This window comes from Mesorhizobium sp. M0830 (genome assembly GCF_040319965.1).
Lineage (GTDB): Bacteria > Pseudomonadota > Alphaproteobacteria > Rhizobiales > Rhizobiaceae > Mesorhizobium.
The window spans coordinates 1-19,371 of the sequence record NZ_JAMYOR010000022.1; the positions used below are offsets into that span (position 1 = coordinate 1).

20 protein-coding genes are annotated in these 19,371 nt (G+C 63.2%); 11 read left to right on the forward strand and 9 right to left on the reverse strand.

The window, feature by feature from the left end; translation table 11 throughout:
• The first annotated feature begins 286 nt into the window (after positions 1 to 286).
• From NKI20_RS15285 to NKI20_RS15295, 3 genes are read left to right on the forward strand one after another with little or no spacing between them, the layout of a single operon-like run.
• Positions 287 to 1,210 carry a carbohydrate ABC transporter permease gene (locus NKI20_RS15285; RefSeq protein ID WP_352831684.1) on the forward strand — a complete coding sequence of 308 codons (924 nt, stop codon included), beginning with the start codon at positions 287 to 289 and terminating at the stop codon, positions 1,208 to 1,210.
• Positions 1,210 to 2,067 carry a carbohydrate ABC transporter permease gene (locus NKI20_RS15290; RefSeq protein WP_352606375.1) on the forward strand — a complete coding sequence of 286 codons (858 nt, stop codon included), beginning with the start codon at positions 1,210 to 1,212 and terminating at the stop codon, positions 2,065 to 2,067. Before NKI20_RS15285 ends, NKI20_RS15290 begins: the two co-directional genes overlap by 1 nt.
• A 22-nt stretch (positions 2,068 to 2,089) precedes the next feature.
• Positions 2,090 to 4,069, forward strand: coding sequence for a glycoside hydrolase family 127 protein (locus tag NKI20_RS15295; RefSeq protein WP_352831686.1), 1,980 nt, complete (start codon positions 2,090 to 2,092; stop codon positions 4,067 to 4,069).
• Here the strand turns inward: NKI20_RS15295 and NKI20_RS15300 are convergent.
• Together NKI20_RS15300 and NKI20_RS15305 are read right to left on the reverse strand one after the other, a co-directional pair.
• Positions 4,056 to 4,772: a gamma-glutamylcyclotransferase gene (locus NKI20_RS15300; protein ID WP_023760007.1), complete on the reverse strand. Its 717-nt coding sequence runs from the start codon at positions 4,770 to 4,772 to the stop codon at positions 4,056 to 4,058. The genes NKI20_RS15295 and NKI20_RS15300 overlap by 14 nt on opposite strands.
• Before the next feature lie 130 nt (positions 4,773 to 4,902).
• Complete coding sequence (locus tag NKI20_RS15305; protein ID WP_031260414.1) at positions 4,903 to 5,418, reverse strand: Hsp20/alpha crystallin family protein; 516 nt, start codon at positions 5,416 to 5,418, stop codon at positions 4,903 to 4,905.
• 446 nt (positions 5,419 to 5,864) lie between these two features.
• On the opposite strand from NKI20_RS15305, the gene NKI20_RS15310 reads away from it, so the two are divergent.
• Both NKI20_RS15310 and NKI20_RS15315 read left to right on the forward strand, forming a co-directional pair.
• Complete coding sequence (locus tag NKI20_RS15310) at positions 5,865 to 6,557, forward strand: DUF2270 domain-containing protein (RefSeq protein ID WP_023760004.1); 693 nt, start codon at positions 5,865 to 5,867, stop codon at positions 6,555 to 6,557.
• Between the two features lie 88 nt (positions 6,558 to 6,645).
• Positions 6,646 to 8,976, forward strand: coding sequence for a cation:proton antiporter domain-containing protein (locus NKI20_RS15315; RefSeq protein WP_352831689.1), 2,331 nt, complete (start codon positions 6,646 to 6,648; stop codon positions 8,974 to 8,976).
• A gap of 31 nt (positions 8,977 to 9,007) precedes the next feature.
• Here NKI20_RS15315 and NKI20_RS15320 read toward each other — a convergent pair whose 3' ends face one another.
• On the reverse strand, positions 9,008 to 9,151 hold the full coding sequence (locus NKI20_RS15320) for a hypothetical protein (RefSeq protein ID WP_023760002.1): 144 nt from the start codon (positions 9,149 to 9,151) through the stop codon (positions 9,008 to 9,010).
• Positions 9,152 to 9,404: 253 nt separating this feature from the next.
• Here NKI20_RS15320 and NKI20_RS15325 point away from each other — a divergent pair, with 253 nt between their 5' ends.
• From NKI20_RS15325 to NKI20_RS15335, 3 genes are all read left to right on the forward strand, one after another.
• Positions 9,405 to 9,848: an SRPBCC family protein gene (locus NKI20_RS15325; protein ID WP_023760001.1), complete on the forward strand. Its 444-nt coding sequence runs from the start codon at positions 9,405 to 9,407 to the stop codon at positions 9,846 to 9,848.
• A 98-nt stretch (positions 9,849 to 9,946) separates the two neighbouring features.
• Positions 9,947 to 10,402 carry a hypothetical protein gene (locus NKI20_RS15330; RefSeq protein WP_352831691.1) on the forward strand — a complete coding sequence of 152 codons (456 nt, stop codon included), beginning with the start codon at positions 9,947 to 9,949 and terminating at the stop codon, positions 10,400 to 10,402.
• A 139-nt stretch (positions 10,403 to 10,541) separates the two neighbouring features.
• Positions 10,542 to 11,690 carry an amidohydrolase gene (locus NKI20_RS15335; protein ID WP_352730937.1) on the forward strand — a complete coding sequence of 383 codons (1,149 nt, stop codon included), beginning with the start codon at positions 10,542 to 10,544 and terminating at the stop codon, positions 11,688 to 11,690.
• A 59-nt stretch (positions 11,691 to 11,749) separates the two neighbouring features.
• On the opposite strand, the gene NKI20_RS15340 is transcribed toward NKI20_RS15335, so the two are convergent.
• Positions 11,750 to 11,899, reverse strand: coding sequence for a hypothetical protein (locus tag NKI20_RS15340; protein ID WP_023759550.1), 150 nt, complete (start codon positions 11,897 to 11,899; stop codon positions 11,750 to 11,752).
• Positions 11,900 to 12,059: 160 nt separating this feature from the next.
• Between NKI20_RS15340 and NKI20_RS15345 the strand changes: the two genes are divergently transcribed.
• Positions 12,060 to 12,542, forward strand: coding sequence for a VOC family protein (locus NKI20_RS15345; RefSeq protein WP_023759551.1), 483 nt, complete (start codon positions 12,060 to 12,062; stop codon positions 12,540 to 12,542).
• Positions 12,543 to 12,562: 20 nt separating this feature from the next.
• On the opposite strand, the gene NKI20_RS15350 is transcribed toward NKI20_RS15345, so the two are convergent.
• The 3 genes from NKI20_RS15350 to NKI20_RS15360 all read right to left on the reverse strand — a co-directional run bounded on the left by NKI20_RS15350 (position 12,563) and on the right by NKI20_RS15360 (position 15,394).
• Entirely contained in the window at positions 12,563 to 13,564 is a 1,002-nt protein-coding gene (locus NKI20_RS15350; protein WP_352831692.1) for an NADP-dependent oxidoreductase, read from the reverse strand.
• Positions 13,565 to 13,628: 64 nt separating this feature from the next.
• Positions 13,629 to 14,552, reverse strand: coding sequence for an alpha/beta fold hydrolase (locus NKI20_RS15355; RefSeq protein WP_352831694.1), 924 nt, complete (start codon positions 14,550 to 14,552; stop codon positions 13,629 to 13,631).
• 29 nt (positions 14,553 to 14,581) lie between these two features.
• Positions 14,582 to 15,394: an oxidoreductase gene (locus NKI20_RS15360; protein ID WP_352831696.1), complete on the reverse strand. Its 813-nt coding sequence runs from the start codon at positions 15,392 to 15,394 to the stop codon at positions 14,582 to 14,584.
• 103 nt (positions 15,395 to 15,497) lie between these two features.
• Here NKI20_RS15360 and NKI20_RS15365 point away from each other — a divergent pair, with 103 nt between their 5' ends.
• Entirely contained in the window at positions 15,498 to 16,073 is a 576-nt protein-coding gene (locus NKI20_RS15365; protein WP_352831782.1) for a TetR/AcrR family transcriptional regulator, read from the forward strand.
• 97 nt (positions 16,074 to 16,170) lie between these two features.
• Here the strand turns inward: NKI20_RS15365 and NKI20_RS15370 are convergent, their stop codons facing one another.
• Both NKI20_RS15370 and NKI20_RS15375 read right to left on the reverse strand, forming a co-directional pair.
• The gene (locus tag NKI20_RS15370; RefSeq protein ID WP_352831698.1) at positions 16,171 to 16,368 is read right to left on the reverse strand and encodes a hypothetical protein; all 198 of its coding nucleotides are present in this window, start codon (positions 16,366 to 16,368) and stop codon (positions 16,171 to 16,173) included.
• A gap of 500 nt (positions 16,369 to 16,868) precedes the next feature.
• Positions 16,869 to 17,144 carry a hypothetical protein gene (locus NKI20_RS15375; protein WP_352831700.1) on the reverse strand — a complete coding sequence of 92 codons (276 nt, stop codon included), beginning with the start codon at positions 17,142 to 17,144 and terminating at the stop codon, positions 16,869 to 16,871.
• Positions 17,145 to 17,288: 144 nt separating this feature from the next.
• On the opposite strand from NKI20_RS15375, the gene NKI20_RS15380 reads away from it, so the two are divergent.
• Positions 17,289 to 19,310 carry an amidase gene (locus NKI20_RS15380; protein ID WP_352831702.1) on the forward strand — a complete coding sequence of 674 codons (2,022 nt, stop codon included), beginning with the start codon at positions 17,289 to 17,291 and terminating at the stop codon, positions 19,308 to 19,310.
• Positions 19,311 to 19,371 lie beyond the last annotated feature (61 nt).

Below are 19,371 nucleotides of genomic sequence, written 5' to 3' on the forward strand. Positions count from 1 at the left end.
GCTCTTACCCATCATGCGGCTTTGATATTGCGGAGGGCGTGGCCCCCGCCCTGGCGCGCGGCGGCGGGGCCCCCACCCCCCCCCCCCGCGGGGGGGGGGGGCCCCACCCGGCGATAGCTCCAACCAATCGGGGCCGGGAACAAAAGCCCCGCCGCCCCCGCCCCCCACCCACCCCCCCCCCCCCGCCGCGTGCGCGCCCACCTCTCCCCCGCCTCTGGCGGGGGCGAGGAACCCAAGCTGGAATTCCCTCCTCACAAGGGGAACGGAAAGCAAGAGCAGAGCAGCCATGACCTCCATCGCAACCATCACCGCGCCGCCCCGCGCCCGAAAACTCGTCGGCGCCGGCCGGCAATGGATCGGCCTGCTCTATGTCGCGCCGGCCATCGCGCTGGTCGTCGTCTTTTTCCTGATACCGCTCGGCATGACGGCGTGGATGTCGCTGCACAACTGGCCCTTGATGGGCGAGCACAGCTATGTCGGCCTCGGCAACTATGTCGCTATCCTGCGCGACACAAGGTTCTGGAACGCGCTGCGCTTCACTGCCTACTACACCGTGATTGTCACCATCGCGATCTTCATGGTGGCGTTCCCACTGGCGCTGTTCGTCGAACGGCCGCGGCCGCTGACCAACCTCTACCGGACCATGTTCTTCATGCCGGCGGTAGTCGGTTTCGCCTCGGCCAGCCTGCTCTGGTCATGGCTCTTGAATGTCGATTCCGGCCTGTTCAGCCCGGCCGCCTACGATCTCGGCCTGATCGACAAGAAATTCAACCTGCTGGCCACCTTCCAACCGGCCTTCTGGTCGATCATCGCCATGGTCGTCTGGAAGGTCGCCGGCTTCACCATGATCATCCTGATGGCCGGCCTGCAGTCGATCCCGCAGGACCTGCAGGAGGCCGCAGTCATCGACGGCGCCGGGCCGTTCGCCAGGTTCCGGGCGATCACCCTGCCGCTGATGCGCCGCACACTGGCGCTCGCGCTGATCCTGTCGGTCGCCGGCTCGATCCTCGCTTTCGACCAGTTCTACATCATCCTGCGTGGCGGTCCGCGCAACCAGACGCTGACGGCGGTCTACTGGATCTTCAACCAGTCTTTCGTCTCGTTCAAGCTCGGTTATGGTGCCGCGCTCTCGATGGTGCTGCTCGTCGTCCTGGTGGCGCTCAGCCTCGTCCAGCTGTGGCTGCTGCGCAAGCCGGAGGGGCTCGACTGATGGCGCAGGCCGCTTCCCGCAACCGCCGGCTCCTGGCTCGCATCGGCGAGCATTCGACCGGCATCATCGCCTCGGTGCTGTTTGCGGCGCCGATCGTGTGGGCGGTGCTGTCGGCGTTCAAGCCAGCGGCCGAGGCACGCCTGCCGCCGCTGCCGCCCTGGCCGACATCAGGCTTTTCGCTGGAGAACTATGCCACGCTCAACAGCTTCGGCGACGGGCTCTGGGTCTCGGCGCAAAACAGCATCTACGTCTCGGTGATGACCGTGCTGCTATCTGTCGCCGTCAGCGTGCTGGCCGGCTACGGCTTTTCGCGGTTCCGGTTTCCGTTCAAGGACCTGTTCTTCATCCTCATCCTGTCGACGATCATGATCCCGTTCCAGTCGATCCTGACGCCCATCTTCCTGGTGCTGACCAAGCTTGGCCTGCACAACACGCTGACCGGCCTGGTCGGCGTCTATGTGACGCTGCAGCTGCCGTTCTCGATCTTCATGATGCGCAATGCATTCGACGCGGTGCCGCGCGAGATCGAGGAAGCCGCCCGCATGGACGGTGCCGGCAATCTCACCATGCTGTTGAAGGTGATGCTGCCGCTGGTCTGGCCGGGCGTCGTCACCATCGCGCTGTTTGCCTTCCTCGGCGCCTGGAACGAGTTCCTCGCAGCCCTCGTGCTGATGACCGACCAGTCCAAGTTCACGCTGCCGGTGATGATGACCGCACTGCAGTCGGGCCGCTTCGGCGCCATCGACTGGGGTGCGGTGCAGGCGGGCGTCACAGTCATGATGGTGCCTTGCCTCATCCTGTTCCTGGTCCTGCAGCGCTTCTACATCCGCGGCCTGATGGCCGGGGCCATCAAATAGACAGACCGAATGGAGTGAGTACATGACCGCATCGCCATCCGCAAAAACCGGAAAACCAAAGCTCGCCTTCCGCCCGCTGCCGGTGCCGCAGGTCGACGTGCACGGCTTCTGGGGCGATCGCGCCGACGCGGTAGCCACACGCACCGCCGATATCCTCTACGACCGCTGCGTCGAGGCCCGCATGCTGGAGCAGATCGACCCGGACCGGCCCTCGCCCGGCGTCGTCATTCCTTTCCACTCGCCCTCGCCCGACGAAGCCGACCGCCAGGGCGCGGAATTCACCGGGTCGACGGTGACCACGCAGATGTTCTGGGATTCCGATCTCGGCAAGACGATCGAGACCGCGGCCTATTCGCTCTACCGGCGCAAGAATCCAGAACTGGAGAAGAAGATCGATGCCGTCATCGACATGTACGGCAAACTGCAGCAGGAGGACGGCTATCTCTCGAGCTGGTACCAGCGCATCCAGCCCGGCAAGCGCTGGACCAATCTGCGCGACTGCCATGAACTCTATTGCGCCGGCCACCTCATCGAGGGTGCGGTCGCCTATTACCAGGCGACGGGAAAACGCAAGCTGCTCGACATCATGTGCCGCTATGCCGACCATATCGCGTCGGTGCTCGGCCCCGAACCCGGCAAGAAGAAGGGCTATTGCGGCCACGAGGAGATCGAGCTGGCGCTGGTCAAGCTGGCGCGGGTGACCGGCGAGCGAAAATACATGGATCTCGCCAAATACTTCATCGACCAGCGCGGCCAGCAGCCGCATTATTTCGACGAGGAGGCCCGCGCCCGCGGCGCCGACCCGAAGGCCTACCATTTCAAGACCTATGAATACAGCCAGTCGCACCGGCCGGTGCGCGAACAGGACAAGGTGGTCGGCCACGCGGTCAGGGCGATGTACCTCTATTCGGGCATGGCCGACATCGCCACCGAATATGGCGACGACAGCTTGCGCGTGGCACTCGACCATCTGTGGGACGATCTCACCACCAAGAGCCTCTACATCACCGGCGGGCTCGGGCCGTCGGCTCACAATGAAGGTTTCACCAGCGACTACGATCTGCCCAACGAAAGCGCCTATGCCGAGACCTGTGCCGCGGTCGGACTGGTGTTCTGGGCGAACCGCATGCTCGGCATGGGGCCGAATGCCCGCTATGCCGACATGATGGAACGCGCCCTCTACAATGGCTCGATCTCGGGCCTGTCGCTCGACGGCTCGCTGTTCTTCTATGAAAACCCGCTGGAAAGCCGAGGCAAGCACAATAGGTGGAAATGGCACCGCTGCCCCTGCTGCCCGCCCAATATCGGGCGCATGGTCGCCTCGATCGGCAGCTATTTCTACAGCCTGGCCGACGACGCGCTGGCCGTCCATCTCTATGGCGACTCGACCGCCCGCTTCGATATATCAGGCGTGCCGGTGAGCCTGACGCAGGCAAGCCGCTATCCCTGGGACGGTGCCGTCGAGATCACGATCGAGCCGCAGGCGCCGGTTGCGTTCACATTGCACCTGCGCATCCCGGCGTGGAGCACCGACGCTGCGCTCAAGGTCAATGGTGAGGCGGTCAAGTTGGCGGATGTCACCAGCGACGGCTACGCGGCGATCCGGCGGACATGGAAGAAGGGCGACCAGGTGCGGCTCGATCTCGAAATGCCGATCGAGCGGCTTTACGCCAACCCGCAGGTGCGCCAGGATGCCGGCCGCGTCGCGCTGTCGCGCGGGCCGCTGATCTACTGCGTCGAGGCGACCGACAATGACGGCCAGCTGCATCGGCTGACGCTGCCAAGGACGGCCAGCCTCGAAGCGCAGCACCGGCCCGAGCTTCTCGGCGGCGTGGTGACGCTGTCGGCTACAGCACTTGCCGATGCCGCAGACGGATGGCAAAGCGGGCTCTACAGGCCCGAACCGCCGGCCACTACCGAGACGCGCCTGACCGCCATTCCCTACTTCGCCTGGGACAACCGCGAGCCTGGCGAAATGCTGGTTTGGCTCAGAGATGGGTGAAGCGGCCTATCTCCTCGGCCACCAGTTCCTGCAATCGCCAAAGATTACGGTCGCGGATACCGCAGGTTTCGAGGTGACGGATGGTCGCGAACAGATATTCAGCGCCCGAGCCCCAATGACCGACGGCCGTGGCCAGCGTTGCCGCGATCACCTGCTTGTCGAGCTTGCCGGCATAACGCGGATTGGCGGGATCGACGACGAAGCCAAGCGCGCGGCATAGGCCGTCACCTGTCCTGACCCGCAGCCAGCGCGGCACGTTGACGGCGGGCAGCACGGTCATCTCGCGGCGCAGCAGCGCTTCGAGATTGGCCGCCACCGGTTCGGCGATCTCGAACACCATGCCCTGGCACTGGCCGCCACGATCGAGCGCCATCATCAGGCCGGGCCGCTCGACCGTGCCGCGAAAACGCTTGACGGTGAAACAGAAGGACCGATGCCAGCCCGTTGCCACCGCCCTTTCGCCGCCACGCAATTCGCCAACCGGATTCCACAACAGTGAACCATAGGCGAACAGCCTTGTGGGCCCCACCGGGGCCGAAGCCAGCACCTCGTCGCGGACGCGCGCATAGTCGGCGTCGGTCATGTAGACCATGCCCGGCGTCGGCCCGGCATCCTCGACCGCGCGCATGGTGCGGGCGACGAGTTCCTCGGTCAGCGCCATCGGCGCCTTGCGCGGCGATACGGCAGAAATCGGCTTGTTCATTTTCGCGCCCCCGGCCCTCTCCGCCATGTTTGCCCAAGGCAGAGGGATACTCAAGGTCCATGTGACCGGCGCGAAATCCGGTGACTGATGCCGGGCGTGCGCGATTTGCTCGCCCGGCTGCTGGTCTATTCTAGTGTTTGGTGCTCTTGCCGCCGATGGGAATGCGCTTTGTCCTGCTCTGCGCCTTCTCGGACTTCGGCAAAGTGACGAACAGCACGCCATTGCGGAAATCGGCCGCTACCTTGTCCTCTTCGACTTCGAAACCGATCGGAATGCGACGTTCGAAGCGGCCGTAGAACCGCTCGGAGAACTGACGTTCCTTGTCGTCGGTTTCGGCCTGTTTTTCACCGCGCAACGTCAGGACGCCGTCATCGAGCAACACCTCGATGTCCTTATCCTCCATGCCGGGTATCTCGGCCGTCACACGGATCTCCTTGTCCGTTTCGGAGATTTCCACGCTGGGCCAGCTACCGCCGGCCGAAGACAACATGGACGGAAGCCGTGAGCCGAAGCCACGAAACATGTCGTCGACAAGGCGGCTCATCTCGCGATGCAGGCTCATGAACGGGTCCTGGTCGCGGTCGCGAAACAGGGTAGAAGCCTGGTTGGCGTCGCGGCTCCATGGCATTAGATCACGAATGGTCATTGCATTGCTCCTTTCTTGATCCTGGTTTTTGTTCGTTTACATGCCATGCTCCGGGGGACAATGCGCCGTCCGACCCACACCCCATTTGCGCTTTCTGTTTTTCGCTCCCTTCTGTTCCGATCCGCTCCACCTGGGAAACACCCTGGACCAGGTCTCGCGGGCCTTCATCGCCTCCGGCTACCTGGTGCCCGAGTTTGACGGCCACAAAACCACCACTCTCCGCGGCGCCGCCATGAAGCCGGCGCCCGCGTCGGCACCGGTATGATTGATTTGGGGTTTGCCGCGGTGGGGTCAAGATCCGATAATGCAATGTGATCGTAGAACTGCGGTGGCGCCCGCCACGCCGGCGCGCGTGGCGGTCACGGCGGAGGCCGCCGGCCGGTGCGAAATCCGGACACCGCGGAACGAGACCAAGTCTGAGGCGTTTTACTCGGTTGGAGGGCGTTATGAACGATGCGTCGGCGAAGCCCATCGGGCCGGTGCTTACATCGGCCGAACGGGTCAACACGCTATCGCATTTTCATCGCGCTGAGATCGCGCGCATGGCGGGGTGGCGAGATCGGCTCGACCGGACGACGAACTGGGCGATCACGGTGGTGGCGGCGCTGCTTTCGGTGTCGCTGTCCACGGCCAGTGCGCATCACGGCGTGCTGCTGTTCGCCATGCTGCTGATCCTCCTGCTGCTGTGGATCGAGGCGCGCCGCTATCGCTTCTTCGATTTCTATCGGGCTCGCGTGCGCCAGTTCGAGCGTCACTATTTCGCGCAGATCTTCTCCCCGCAACCCGACTTTGCCTCTGATTGGCTGCTCATCGTCGGCGAAGGCCTGCGCGCGCCGAAGTTTCTGCTGTCGCAGCGCGCTGCGCTGGCGCGCCGCCTGCGGCGAAACTACATCTACCTGTTCCTGATCCTACTGCTGGCCTGGATGGTCAAGATATCGACCCCCAGTCTTCAGGCCGTGGGCCTCAGGACCGGGTTTGTCGGTTCGCTTCGCGAGGCCGTCGACAGCGCCGCCCTTGGCCCCATTCCCGGTGTGGCGATCGTGGTCGTTGTGGCGGCATTCTATGCCGGGCTGTTCGCCATCGTCTTTTTCGTGGCCGGCGACGACGGCGAACTTTCCTTCGGCGACGTCCATGTTTGACGTCGATGTCTGGCGACACGCGGCTGCAACGCAAATGATGGCCTGCGCGTTGTGATGGTCAGTCTGCCGAGGCGTTTTGAGGGAATTCATGACCTGTCGATCGGCAACGACGTCACGCAGCATTGCGCTGGCCCTTTTGCTGGCCGTATTCGGTTTGGCGTCGGCAGGCACGACCTTCGCCGCCCAGCCGGCAGGCCACGCTTCGGGCATGGGTGGCTCAGCGGAGGGGGTGTTCGTCGCCGAGATCGTCTTGCTGCTTCTGGTCGGCCGGGGTGTCGGAGAGATCTTCCAGCGCCACGGTCAGCCGGCGGTCATGGGCCAGCTCATCGGCGGCATCCTGCTCGGGCCCTCATTGTTCGGCTGGCTGTGGCCCGACGCGCAGCACCTGATCTTCTCGACCGATCCGGCGCAGAAAAGCATGATCGACGCGGTCTCGCAGCTCGGCATTCTGCTGCTTCTGCTCTTGACCGGCATGGAGACAGACCTGCGCCTCGTGCGCCGGGTGGGGGCGGCCTGCTTTTCTATCTCGATCACCGGCGTCATCGTGCCCTTCGTCTGCGGTTTCGCACTGGCGCAGTTCCTGCCCGATACATTGCTGCCTGACCCGACGCAACGCGTCGTCGCCGGGCTGTTCCTGGGCACGGCGCTATCGATCTCCTCAGTCAAGATCGTCGCCATGGTGGTGCGCGAAATGAACTTCATGCGCCGCAATCTCGGCCAGGTCATCATCTCATCGGCGATCATCGAGGATACGATCGGCTGGCTCATCATCGCCGTCACCTTCGGCATCGCCACCAACGGCAGCCTGCAGCTGCTGCCGCTGCTCACCACGGTCGCCGAGGTGGCGCTGTTCATGGTGTTCTCCTTCACCATAGGCCGCCGGCTGGTGTTCATGCTGATCCGCTGGAGCAACGACTCTTTCCGCAGCGAATACGCCGTCATCACCGTCATCCTCCTCATCATGGGCGTGATGGCGCTGATCACCAATCTGATCGGTGTGCACACCGTCCTCGGTGCCTTCGTCGCGGGCATCCTTGTTGGCGAATCGCCGATCCTGTCCGCCCACATCGAGGGCCAATTGCGCGGCGTCATCACAGCGCTGTTCATGCCAATCTTCTTCGGCATGGCCGGCCTGTCAGCCGACCTCACCGTGCTTGCCGACCCGACGCTGGCGCTGCTGACGCTGGCGCTGCTGGTCATTGCCAGTATCGGCAAGTTCGGCGGCGCCTTCCTCGGCGGCAGGATTGCCGGCATGTCGCTGAAGGAGGCAATCGCCGTCGGCAGCGCCATGAACGCACGCGGCTCGACCGAGGTCATCGTCGCCAGCATCGGCCTGTCGATGAACATCCTCTCCCACAACCTCTTCACCATGATCGTCACCATGGCCGCCCTCACCACGCTCGCCATGCCACCAATGTTGCGCTGGGCGCTCGGCCGCTTGCCTGTCGACGATGTCGAGAAGCAGCGCGTCGACCGCGAATTGCTCGACGAGCGCGGCTTCGTCTCGAAGCTTGAGCGGCTGCTGCTGCTGGTCGACGACAGCCCGATCGGCAAATTCACCGCCTACCTCGCCGGACTGGTTGGCGGCGGCAGCGGCATGCCGACCACTTTGCTCCATCTCAAGGATGGCAAGCTCGCCGGCCCGACCCGCGACAAGGGCCCGGAACAGTCAGCCAAGGAAGTGAAGAAGGGTGCGCAGAAGAGCGCAAAGGCCGTCAGCAAGGCCGAGGACACCTTGGTCGCGAAAGTCCATCTGACCACCCGCACTGAATCCGCGGCGACAGCCGCGACGATCGCCGAGGAGGCCCGCAAAGGCTACGGCCTGCTGGTGCTCGGCCTGGAAGACGCTTTCACGGTGAAGGGGTCTTTCACTCCGGCGCTGAACGACATCACCGAAGGGTTCGACGGCCCGCTATGCCTGGTGCTGAACGGCGCCGGATCCACCGGCAAGATGCCGGTATTGCGGACCGGAACCACCATACTGGTTCCCGTCAACGGCACCGAAGTGTCACGCCGCGCCGCCGATCTGGCCCTGGCGCTGGCACGCCCGAACCGGGCGCGCGTGAAGGTTCTCTACGTCTCGAAGGCGGCGCGGCAAGGCGGGAGGATCACGTCCGTCTCGCACCGGCGCGAGGAAGCCATGCTGAAGGATATTGCCGATCTGGCCGTTCGTTATGGCGTACAGGTCGACACCGCAATCCGCACCCGCGCCACCCCTGACAAGGCGATCGCCAGGGAGGTCGCCAAGGGGGCTGCCCTGGTGGTGATGGGTGTAACGCAAAGGCCGGGCGAAGAGCTGTTCTTCGGCGATACCGCGACGGCGGTGCTTGCCGCCGTCACCTGCCCGGTGGTGCTTCTGGCCAGCGAACGCATCCGCTCCGCGGAGGCCAGAAAGGAGGTTACCGAGGTTGGCGCTTGATCTACACTCCGCCGGAAGACGGCATTCGAGCCTAGAAGCCGAAGAAGTGCTTGCCGATCATGTAGCCCAGCGCCGCCACGACCAGCGGGAACAGTGCCGGTGCGGCCTTGCTGAACACGGAGATCCTGGCGTCCTTTGGCGGCATATAACGCGCGTTGCCGAGATTCTTGGTCATGGCTACTCCAGGCGGATCGCTTGATTAGCAAATGCTTATTAACAACATGGTCGCATTAACGGTTTGCAAAGAAATTAGATCGAATAGCCGACCATTGGCCGGGGGGGCGCAGGGTTGAACAAGCGCACGCCATGCGTGCGCAGTCGAACAGGCAGCGAGGCCTTTAAAAAAGAAATCCGGGAGCTATGTCGGACTGGCCGCCTCTCGTTCGTCCTTTGGCCATTGAACAAACAATCACGAAAGGATCTGGAATATGCCCGGCACCGTACGTCTGCACCGCGTTCTGACGACCAGCCCGCAGAAGGTCTATCGCGCCTTCACCGAGGCGGATGCGCTGGCGAAATGGCTTCCGCCGAACGGCTTCACCTGCACGGTCGATCACCTTGAGGCGAAGGTCGGCGGGACGTTCAAGATGGCCTTCCGCAACTTCACGACCGGCGGCAGCCATTCCTTCGGCGGCGAGTATCTCGAACTCGTTCCAGGAGAACGCCTGCGCTATACCGACCGATTCGACGACCCCAACCTGCCCGGCGAGATCCAGGTGACCGTAATCTTGAAAAAAGTGTCGGTCGGCACCGAGATCGACATCACCCAGGCCGGCATTCCGGATGCGATTCCGGTCGAGGCCTGCTATCTCGGCTGGCAGGAATCGCTCAGGAACCTGGCAAAGCTCGTCGAACCCGAGATCAATCAGTAGGCTGCGGCCGCCAGCTTTGGGTGTCGCACAAAAAGCGGCACGGAGAGCTTGACCAGAGACGGCGCATGTGGACCTTTTCCACCCAAAGGGAGGTTTGCATGCGACGTTTCCTGGCCGTGCTTTGCGCTGTAATCCTTGCCTCTTCGGCTGAGGCCAAAACGCTTTACTACGGCGGCAGGGCGGGCATGGAGGTCACAATCGTCAAGGCATCCGGCATCGGCTCTTCGCATGCCAGGATACTGACCGGGCACACAAGGCGGAATGCAATCGCCTTCTGCCGCGACTATGTTGGCAAGGTGACCGAGGACTGCATTGCCAAGGAGTTGCAAACGCCCTTGCACCTCGAGATCACCGCTAACTGCCGGACCGGCAAATTCACCACCCTCTATGGTGCAAACATGCGGTTCCAGGGCCGCAACCCCGATGCGGACGCGACGACGGACTATTTGATATCGGACACCGACGACGATGTGGTGCTGGATGGCTCGGGTGCCTCGGGATACGACTACACTCTGGACCAGTTCAAAGCCCTGTGCCCCAATCGCGTGCGCTAAGACCATTCGCGAGGCATTGCCGCCTTGCCTGGCCCGCAAAGCCTGAAGATTGGAGTGTGCAGGCACAGCCATTTGTCGATACTCGTCATCGCAGTTTGACGCCTCCGGGCGTGTCGTGAATGCAGCGGAGGCCAAAAGCATGACCCTTACCAACCGGGACATCGTCGAATTGACCGCGTGGCGGCGCCAGTTGCACCAGCATCCGGAAATCTCGAACGAAGAGGAGAAGACGGCAAAAGAGGTCATCGACTTCCTCGCCGATACCAGACCGGACAAGGTGCTGACCGGATTGGGCGGCCACGGCGTCGCGGCCATATACGACAGCGGCAGAGCGGGGCCGACGGTGCTGTTCCGATCGGAGCTCGATGCCTTGCCGATCGAAGAACTTTCGGGCGTACCGCATTCGTCGCGCGTGCCTGGCAAGTCGCATATGTGCGGCCATGACGGACATACCGCGATCCTTGCATCCCTCGGCCGCCAGCTCGGGCGCGAGAGGCCAGCAAGCGGCCGCGTCGTGCTGATGTTCCAGCCGGCGGAAGAAACCGGCAATGGCGCGGCCGGCATCATCGCCGATCCGCGTTTCGGCGAGATCGCGCCGGATTTCGCCTTCTCGCTGCACAACCTGCCCGGCGTGCCGTTCGGCGAAGTGCGGCTCAAACCCGGCGTGGTCAACTGTGCTTCACGCGGCATGCGCATCGTGCTGGAGGGCAAGACCGCGCATTCGTCGATGCCGGAGACCGGCGTCTCGCCGATGCTGGCGATCAGCGAGCTGATGCCGGCCCTCCCCGCGCTCAGGCGCGGAACCTTCGCCGACGACGCCTTCTCCATGGTCACCGTTACTCATGCCGCAATGGGCGAAGCCGTGTTCGGCATCGCGCCTGGTCATGCCGAGGTGTGGGCGACGCTGCGGACCCGCCGCGACGAGCGTATGGCAGACCTGTGCGCCGCCGCCGAGGCGCTGGTCGCGAAGATTGCCGCCGAGCATCGCCTCGCTGCCCGGTGGGACTATCACGAAATCTTCGTCGCCAGCGTCAACGCGCAGGATGCGGTGGAGCACCTGCAACGCGCGCTCGGCGAAGAGGGCGTCGCGCACAGCGAAGAGGCCCTGCCGATGCGCGCCTCGGAAGATTTCGGCCTGTTCGGTCACAGCGCGTCATCGGCGATGTTCTTCCTCGGCGCAGGCGAGCGGCACCCTTCATTGCACAATCCGGACTATGATTTTCCCGACGACCTGATCCCGATCGGCTCAAGGATTTTCATGCGCGCGGCACGCAATCTTCTGGGCTGACTCGATGTTGGAACAGCCTGACGCAGATGGACATCCGCAGCTGGCGAACGCAGCGCGCGCTAATGCCGCTTGAAGTACTGGACCTCACGCTCGTGCTTCTCGGCGGCCTCGCGCGATTTGAACGTACCGAGATTTCTGCGCTTGTGGGTTTTTGGATCGACCTTCCGGGAATAGAGTCGGAACTCCCCGGACTTCAGCTTGCGGATCATGGCAACCTCCTGTGCCAATATTGAATTCGTCAGGGCCACGCCGGTTCCGTCGGTCCATGCGGGCTGCGGCAGTGGCGAGAAGCGGTTGGCGACCTATGTCACAAGAGCGCGGGTGGAACGCGAGGACGGAAATCAGCCTTTAGATCGAAAGGAACACGCAGTGCCAAAGACGCCGAAGAACACGATTTGCCTCTGGTTCGACAAGGACGCCGAGGCTGCGGCTCGTTTCTACGCGGAGACCTTTCCAGACACCAAGGTGGGTGCCGTTCACCGTGCGCCGAGCGATTTTCCGTCCGGCAAGCAGGGCGATGTGCTGACGGTCGAATTCACCGTCGCCGGCATTCCCTGCATCGGACTGAACGGCGGCTCCGCGTTCAAGCAAAGCGAGGCCTTCTCGTTCCAGATCGCCACCGACGATCAGCAGGAAACCGACCGCTACTGGAATGCTATTGTCGGCAATGGCGGCCAGGAGAGTGCGTGCGGCTGGTGCAAGGACAAATGGGGCGTGTCCTGGCAAATCACGCCGCGCACACTGATCGAGGCGATGGCGGCCGGCGGCGACGAAGCCAAGCGCGCGTTCGATGCGATGATGGACATGAAGAAGATAGACGTCGCAGCGATTGACGCGGCCCGGCGCGGCTGAGGCTCTTTCACTGCCGAGTTTTATCTGACCTTGATGACGACCTTGCCCTTGGCACGTCCGCTTTCGACGTAAGCCAGAGCCTCGTTGGTCGCTTCGAAGGGAAATATCCGATCGACAACCGGGCGGATCGCTCCGGATTCGATGAGGGATGCAATCTTGCTCAACTGATCACCCTGCGCCCACATGAAAAGGAACGAGAACTTCACGCCGCGGCGTTTGGCTTTGGTCCGGATATCTCGGCTCAACAGGCGCAGTATCAGCCTCAGCACGGGGTTCAGTCCCTTTTCCCGGGCGAATTCGGGATCCGGCGGACCGGAGATGGAGATCAATTTCCCACCCGGTTTCAGCACATTCAGCGATTTTTCAAGCGTCTTTGCGTCCTGGCTGTTCAAGACGACGTCGTATCCCGACAGAACTTTCTCGAAGTCGTCCTTCCTGTAGTCGACGACGATATCGGCGCCGAGGCCCTTGACCAGGTCGGCACTCGCCGCGCTCGCGGTGGTCGCAACCGTGGCGCCGAGGTGCTCTGCCAATTGGATGGCGAACGTTCCCACGCCGCCGGAACCGGCCTGAATGAAGACTTTCTGTCCCTTCCCTAGGTTTGCCCTTTCAATGAGCGCCTGCCAGGCGGTCAGCCCGACCAGCGGGATCGAGGCCGCCTCTTCCATGCTGAGATTTTTGGGCTTCAGGGCCACGTCGGCTTCGTCCATGGCGATGAACTCGGCGAATGCACCGATCCGTCCATCGCGCGGCCGTGCATAGACATCGTCGCCAGGTTTGAACTTGCGGACTTTCGATCCCACGCGGACAATCCTACCGGCCACGTCATGGCCCAGGATAAAGGGCCTGCGATAGGGCAGGATGAGCTTGAACTCTCCGGTTCTGATCTTGGAATCGAGGAGGTTCACGGCCGCGGCGTGGACCTCGACCAGGACGTCATTGTCCCCAAGCACCGGCTCCGGCATCTCGGCCAGCCGCAGAATGCCCTTCTTGTTATATTTATCGACGACGAATGCCTTCATGACAGTGACTTCCTGAAAATGTTTGTTGATGTTCCGCGACGAAAAAACCGCCCTGAGAAAGACGTCAGGCATCGAGGAAGGCCAAGGCCTTCAAGACGAAATCGGCGTGGTACTGGAAGACCCCGCCATGTCCGGCATCGGGATAGATCACCAGTTGCGCTCCAGGGATACGCCGGGCGAGATCGTGCGTGTTGCCGGTTGGCACCATCCTGTCGTGATCTCCGTTCGCAACCAAAGCAGGAATTCGGACGGCGCTCAGGTCCTGCGGCGCCTGCAGTCCGTAAGCCTTGATCGCCTTGAGCTGAGCGCGGAACGCGCTCAGCGATACCGGCTTGTCGCGATCGGCGTGGCGCTCCGTCAACCGCTGCAGGAAAGCTTTGGCGGCGCGGCGCCCATTCGCCGTCCTTGTGAAGAAGAGATAGTATTTCGGATCCCGAAGAGTAAGCGCCCCCTTGATCATGTCGACGATCGTCAACGGCGTCACCTTGTCGATGCCTTCGCCACCGGCCGGCCCGGTGCCGGCCAGGATGAGCTTGCGCACAAGCCTGGGCTCGCTCAGCACGATCTCCTGCGCCACGAAGCCGCCGAGCGAAAAGCCGAAGAGATCTACTTCTTCGAGCCCCAGCGCCCGGATAAAGGCGACCGCATCCCGTGCCATCTCGGCAACGCTTGACGGCGTTTTGCCGCCCGAAGCACCGATGCCCCTATTGTCGAAGGCAATCACCCACCGGGTCGCGGCGAGGCCATCGACGATGCGTGGATCGAAGTTGTCCAGTTGAGCAGCGAGATGGTTGAGCAGGATCACCGGTACGCCGGTCCTGGGGCCGAGCTCCCGGTAGACGAACGCCGTGCCGCCGACATCCACCGAACGCGTCGGCGTGTCCTGGAACGACGCTGGTGAGCGGGGCGACTGATTGAACCTATGCGTCGTGCCTGGCACCTCCGTCTTGTGGGGATTGGCCAATTGTGTCGTCGTTGCTAGGCGCATGTGCGTGATATCCTCTATCTGACTGTTCTTCAGACCGGCAGGCGGAACTGCTTGCGCAGGCTCTTGTCGAATATCCCCGCGGGGGCAAAGCGGCGCAGGAGGCTGACCTGGCGCGCTGCTTTGCCGGCGGTATAGCGCCGTCGCGGATTGGCATCGGTCGCCGCCTTGACGACCACCTGGGCCACCACTTCCGGTCGATCGGCTACAGGCATCACATCGCGAAGGAGCGCTTCGAGCCCGGCTCGTGCCCGATCGTATTCTTTCAACAGGGAATCCGGCTCGATTCCGTTCTGGTCGAAGACGGTACGCACGTATGCAGGTTCGATGACCGAGACGCGGATATTGAAGGCACGAACCTCGTGATCGAGCGATTCCGAATAGCCCTCGAGCGCGTGCTTGACCGCCGAATAATACGCTGAATACGGCGCCGGCACGAATCCCAATACCGAGCCGATATTGACGATGCGTCCTTCGCCGCGCCGCCGCATCGACGGCAACACCGCATTGGTCACGCGGATGACACCGAACAGATTGACGTCGAACAGAGCCTGCACTTGTGCCACTGAGGATTCCTCGGCGCCTCCAAGCAGACCGACGCCGGCATTGTTGACCAAGAGGTCGATCCGGCCGGTCTGCGCGAGCACCGTTGAGACAAGTGCGGTGACGGCCTCGCCATCGGTCACATCACAAATCAGCATGGTCACCCCGTCCGGGCCGTTGGCCTTGCGGCGGCTCGTTCCGAAGACAGTGAACCCTGCCCGCACTAGCGCCTCGGCGCTGGCGCGGCCGATGCCCGAGGAGGCTCCGGTAACGATCGCGGTTTTTCCCGAATTCATAGTCATTTCGTGCTCCAAGCTGATGGGGGCTAGCTTTTATGCGCCCGTTGAATTACACTCATAATATCAGATTATGCTCATAATGCAATAGCAGAAAGGAATGGCAGCCATGCGTTACGAAAAGGGCCGGAAAGCCGCGTCACGCAGCCGGATCATGGAGGTCGCCGCCGACCGCTTTCGCGGCGACGGCATAGCCGCGTCCGGACTTGCGACCATCATGAGCGACGCCGGCCTGACGAACGGCGCGTTTTATCCCCACTTCCAATCCAAGGCGGAGCTTGTGCGCGAAAGCGTGGCGGCAGCCATGGAGCTTCAGGCGCAGCAGATGGCGGAAGCATTGGCCGCGGGTGGCCCGGAGATGGCCATTGAGGCGTATCTCTCGGCCGAGCATCGAGACAATCCGGGAAAGGGCTGCGCGTCAGCCGCGCTGCTGCCGGAGCTGGCGCGTCAGCCACCTGAAACGCGCGACGCCTATACCGACCATTTGCTGGCTTTGGTGCGCCAATTGGCTGAGGCACTCCCGCGGGCCAAGGACCCGGAAGGCCTAGCGCTTGCTGTTTTTGCGACGGTCATCGGTGCGCTTCAAATGGCTCGCGCTGTGAAAGGGAGCGAATTGTCCGATCGCATCCTCGCGGCAGGGAAAGAGGCGGCGCGGACGCTGGTCCAGCCACACATGGGCACGTAAAGGACATCCTCAAACGGATTGGACGCAACGCGCAAAGCCCCGCGCAGGCTCAACCTTGTGCGATCTGCCGAAGTCGCGCGGCAAGCCGACGGCGACCCTAGAGGTCGAGAGCGACCGTCATGCCGCGGACTTCGGCCATTTCCAGCAACAGGTCCTGCAGTCTTTCGTCCAGCCCGGCACCGGTCAGCGTCAGAAGCTCCCTGATGCTCTCTTTCATCGATATGACGGCGGCACCTGTCTTCTCGGCGAGCAGCCGTCCGATGGCCGCTCGGATCAGGTCGTCCTGACCAAGCATTGTTTCACCTCCCAACGCTCTACAACCTCCCCCACCGGCAGTTCCGTGAATGTGTCGAAATCGAGAATGGGCCTGTCGGCTCTTCCAGGATTTCGAAACGCTCCATCCCAAATCTCCCCTGCACAAAAGCAGCTACCAGCCGATACTCCTAAAAGGTTTACTCCGCGATATCTTTTTCGCGTCTTGGTTGTAGCGAATGCCGGCAAGCTAGTCATGGCGTAAGACTGCACGATCAAAATCCCTGAGCGCTGTTCTAAATCCTGACGCGTCTCAACTTATTGGAAGACATGCGGAAAACGCAGGGCATTGATAGGAGGATGCCGTAGTGGCCGGCGAAGCCACTGACCGACTTTGCCGATTCAGCCGCGACCTCGCGCGGAGGACGGATATCATCGAGCGGATGAAGGAAAGCTGCCAGCGTTGAGGCGTAGCCTACTGCCTACTGCCTACTGCCTACTGCCTACTGCCCTACTGCCCTACTGCCCTACTGCCCTACTGCCCTACTTCCCGCAGTGATGATCGTTGATCTTGTTCAACGCATTCGCATCGGGTCCGACGCGATGGTAGGAACAGGCGCCAGCCGCCGTCGTGAACAGCTGCTGATCATAGTAACGCGGGCCGCCGAACAAGATCTCGATGAGATCGCCTTCGGCGGGAACGTAGCGTTCGGAGTGGGCTCGGCGGTCGTAATGCCGGTCGCCAGCGAATGCCGGGGCACAGAGGCTTGAGCCCATTGCCACAGCGAGAGCTAGGATCGCAACGCATTTAGTGGTCATCGGCAACATCCTCCCGGCCATTCCGGAATCATACCATACATCCAAAATCGCCAGCCGGACAAAAGTTCCAACGAAGACCTCGATAGGTCTTGCCGAAGCAGGCCACCTCGCTCATCCATGGCGCGTGGAAATGTGGGACCAGTGATGACCGATGGAAGCCTTCATCTCGTCGAAGGGACGATCGGCCAATTGCGCCGCGCGCTCGACGACCGCACCGTCACCAGCGTCGAACTGGTCGGGGCATATCTCAGGCGCATCGCGCATTTCGACCGCCACGGCATCAGCCTCAACGCCGTCCCGGTGCTCAATCCAGCGATGTTCGAGGAAGCTGCCGCCTCCGACCAGCGGCGGCTCAGGGGTGCTGTGCTCGGGCCGCTCGACGGCATCCCCTACACCGCCAAGGACAGTTACAAGGTCGCCGGCCTGACGGTGGCCGCCGGCTCGCCGGCCTTCGAGCGTCTCGTCGCCAATGAGGACGCTTTCACCATCGCCCGGCTGCGCGCCGGCGGCGCCGTGCTGATCGGCCTGACCAACATGCCGCCAATGGCCAATGGCGGCATGCAACGCGGTGTCTACGGCCGCGCCGAAAGCCCCTATAACGCGGACTTCCTGACTGCGGCCTTCGCGTCGGGCTCATCCAATGGCTCCGGTACCGCGACGGCGGCCAGCTTCTGCGCCTTCGGGCTAGGCGAGGAAACCTGGTCGTCTGGCCGCGCGCCGGCGACCAACAACGCGCTGGTCGCCTACACACCATCACGCGGCATCATTTCAGTGCGCGGCAACTGGCCGCTGGTGCCAACCATGGATGTCGTGGTGCCGCACACGCGCAGCGTGCCCGACATGCTCGAACTGCTCGACGTGATCGTCGCCGACGATCCCGAGACGCTAGGCGATTTCTGGCGTGCGCAGCCCTGGGTCGTCTTGCCGAAAAGCTCCGACGTGCGGCCGCCACGCTATGCCGACCTCGCACTGGCGGGATCGTTGAAAGGCATGCGCCTCGGCGTGCCCAGAATGTATATCGGCCGCGACAGCGACGCCGATGCGCCGATCGAAACCCGCGCCTCGGTGCTTGCCCTGTGGGAGCAGGCGGCGGCCGATCTCAGGCGGCTTGGCGCCGAGGTGATCGAGGTCGATTTTTCCGTTGTCTCCAACTACGAACGCGACCGCCCCGGCTCACGCACTATGGTCGAGCGCAGATTGGTGCCGCCGGACTTCGCCGAGCGCGAACTCTGGGATCTCTGCATCTGGGGCTGGGACGATTTTTTGCGCGCCAACGCCGACCCCGCGCTGCCCGATCTCGTTTCGGTCGATGGCCCCAAAATCTTCCCGCACCCGCCGGGCACACTGCCCGACCGCTACGAAGGCGGCTTTGACCTGGCCGAGTATGTCGAGCGCGCGCGAGCCGGCGTCACGCCTTTCGCGGAAATTCCAACGCTCGAAGAGGGCCTGAAGGGGCTGGAGACGACGAGACGGATCGATTTCGAGGACTGGCTGGATGCACTGGGCATCGACGCGGTGGTGCTGCCCGCCGCCGCCGATGTCGGCCCGTCCGACGCCGACGTCAACGAGGCATCCGCCGCCATTGCCTGGCGCAACGGCACCTGGGTCGCCAACGGCAATCTGGTCTGGCGCCATTTCGGCATCCCGACCGTCACCGTGCCGATGGGCACCATGGCCGACATCGGCATGCCGGTCGGCCTCACCTTCGCCGGCAAGGCTTACGACGACGAGAGGCTGCTGCGCATGGCCGGCGATTTCGAGCGCTCCACGCAGCGCCGCACCCGCCCGCCGCGCACGCCCGAGCTGCCCGACGAAGTCTTTTCGAGCCGCCCTGCCCGAGCCGGCGACGGCAAGGCGCCGCCGCTTGCCATAAAACTCGCCGCCGAGACGCGGCCTTCCGGCGAGCAGCACGAGATCCTCATCACGCTCGACCTGCCCAACGAAGCCGCCGAGGCGGCCAGCATCCAGGTGCATGTCAACGGCGAGGCGGTCGCGGTGCAGCGGAGTGGCCAGCGCTTCAACGGGCATGCCCTCGTCCCGGCCGCCGAGCATCAGCGGTCCCACAGCGTCTGGCGCGGCTCGTATGGCTCGATCGTGACGGCGGTAGTGCGCCTGGAGGATGGGCGTAGCGCAGGTGCTTATGCGGTCACTGGCGGCATCGGGTGAGCGGAGCGGGAAGAACCCAGCACCGCCGTCGAGTTCCTTGGCGCCCCCCTCTGTCCTGCCG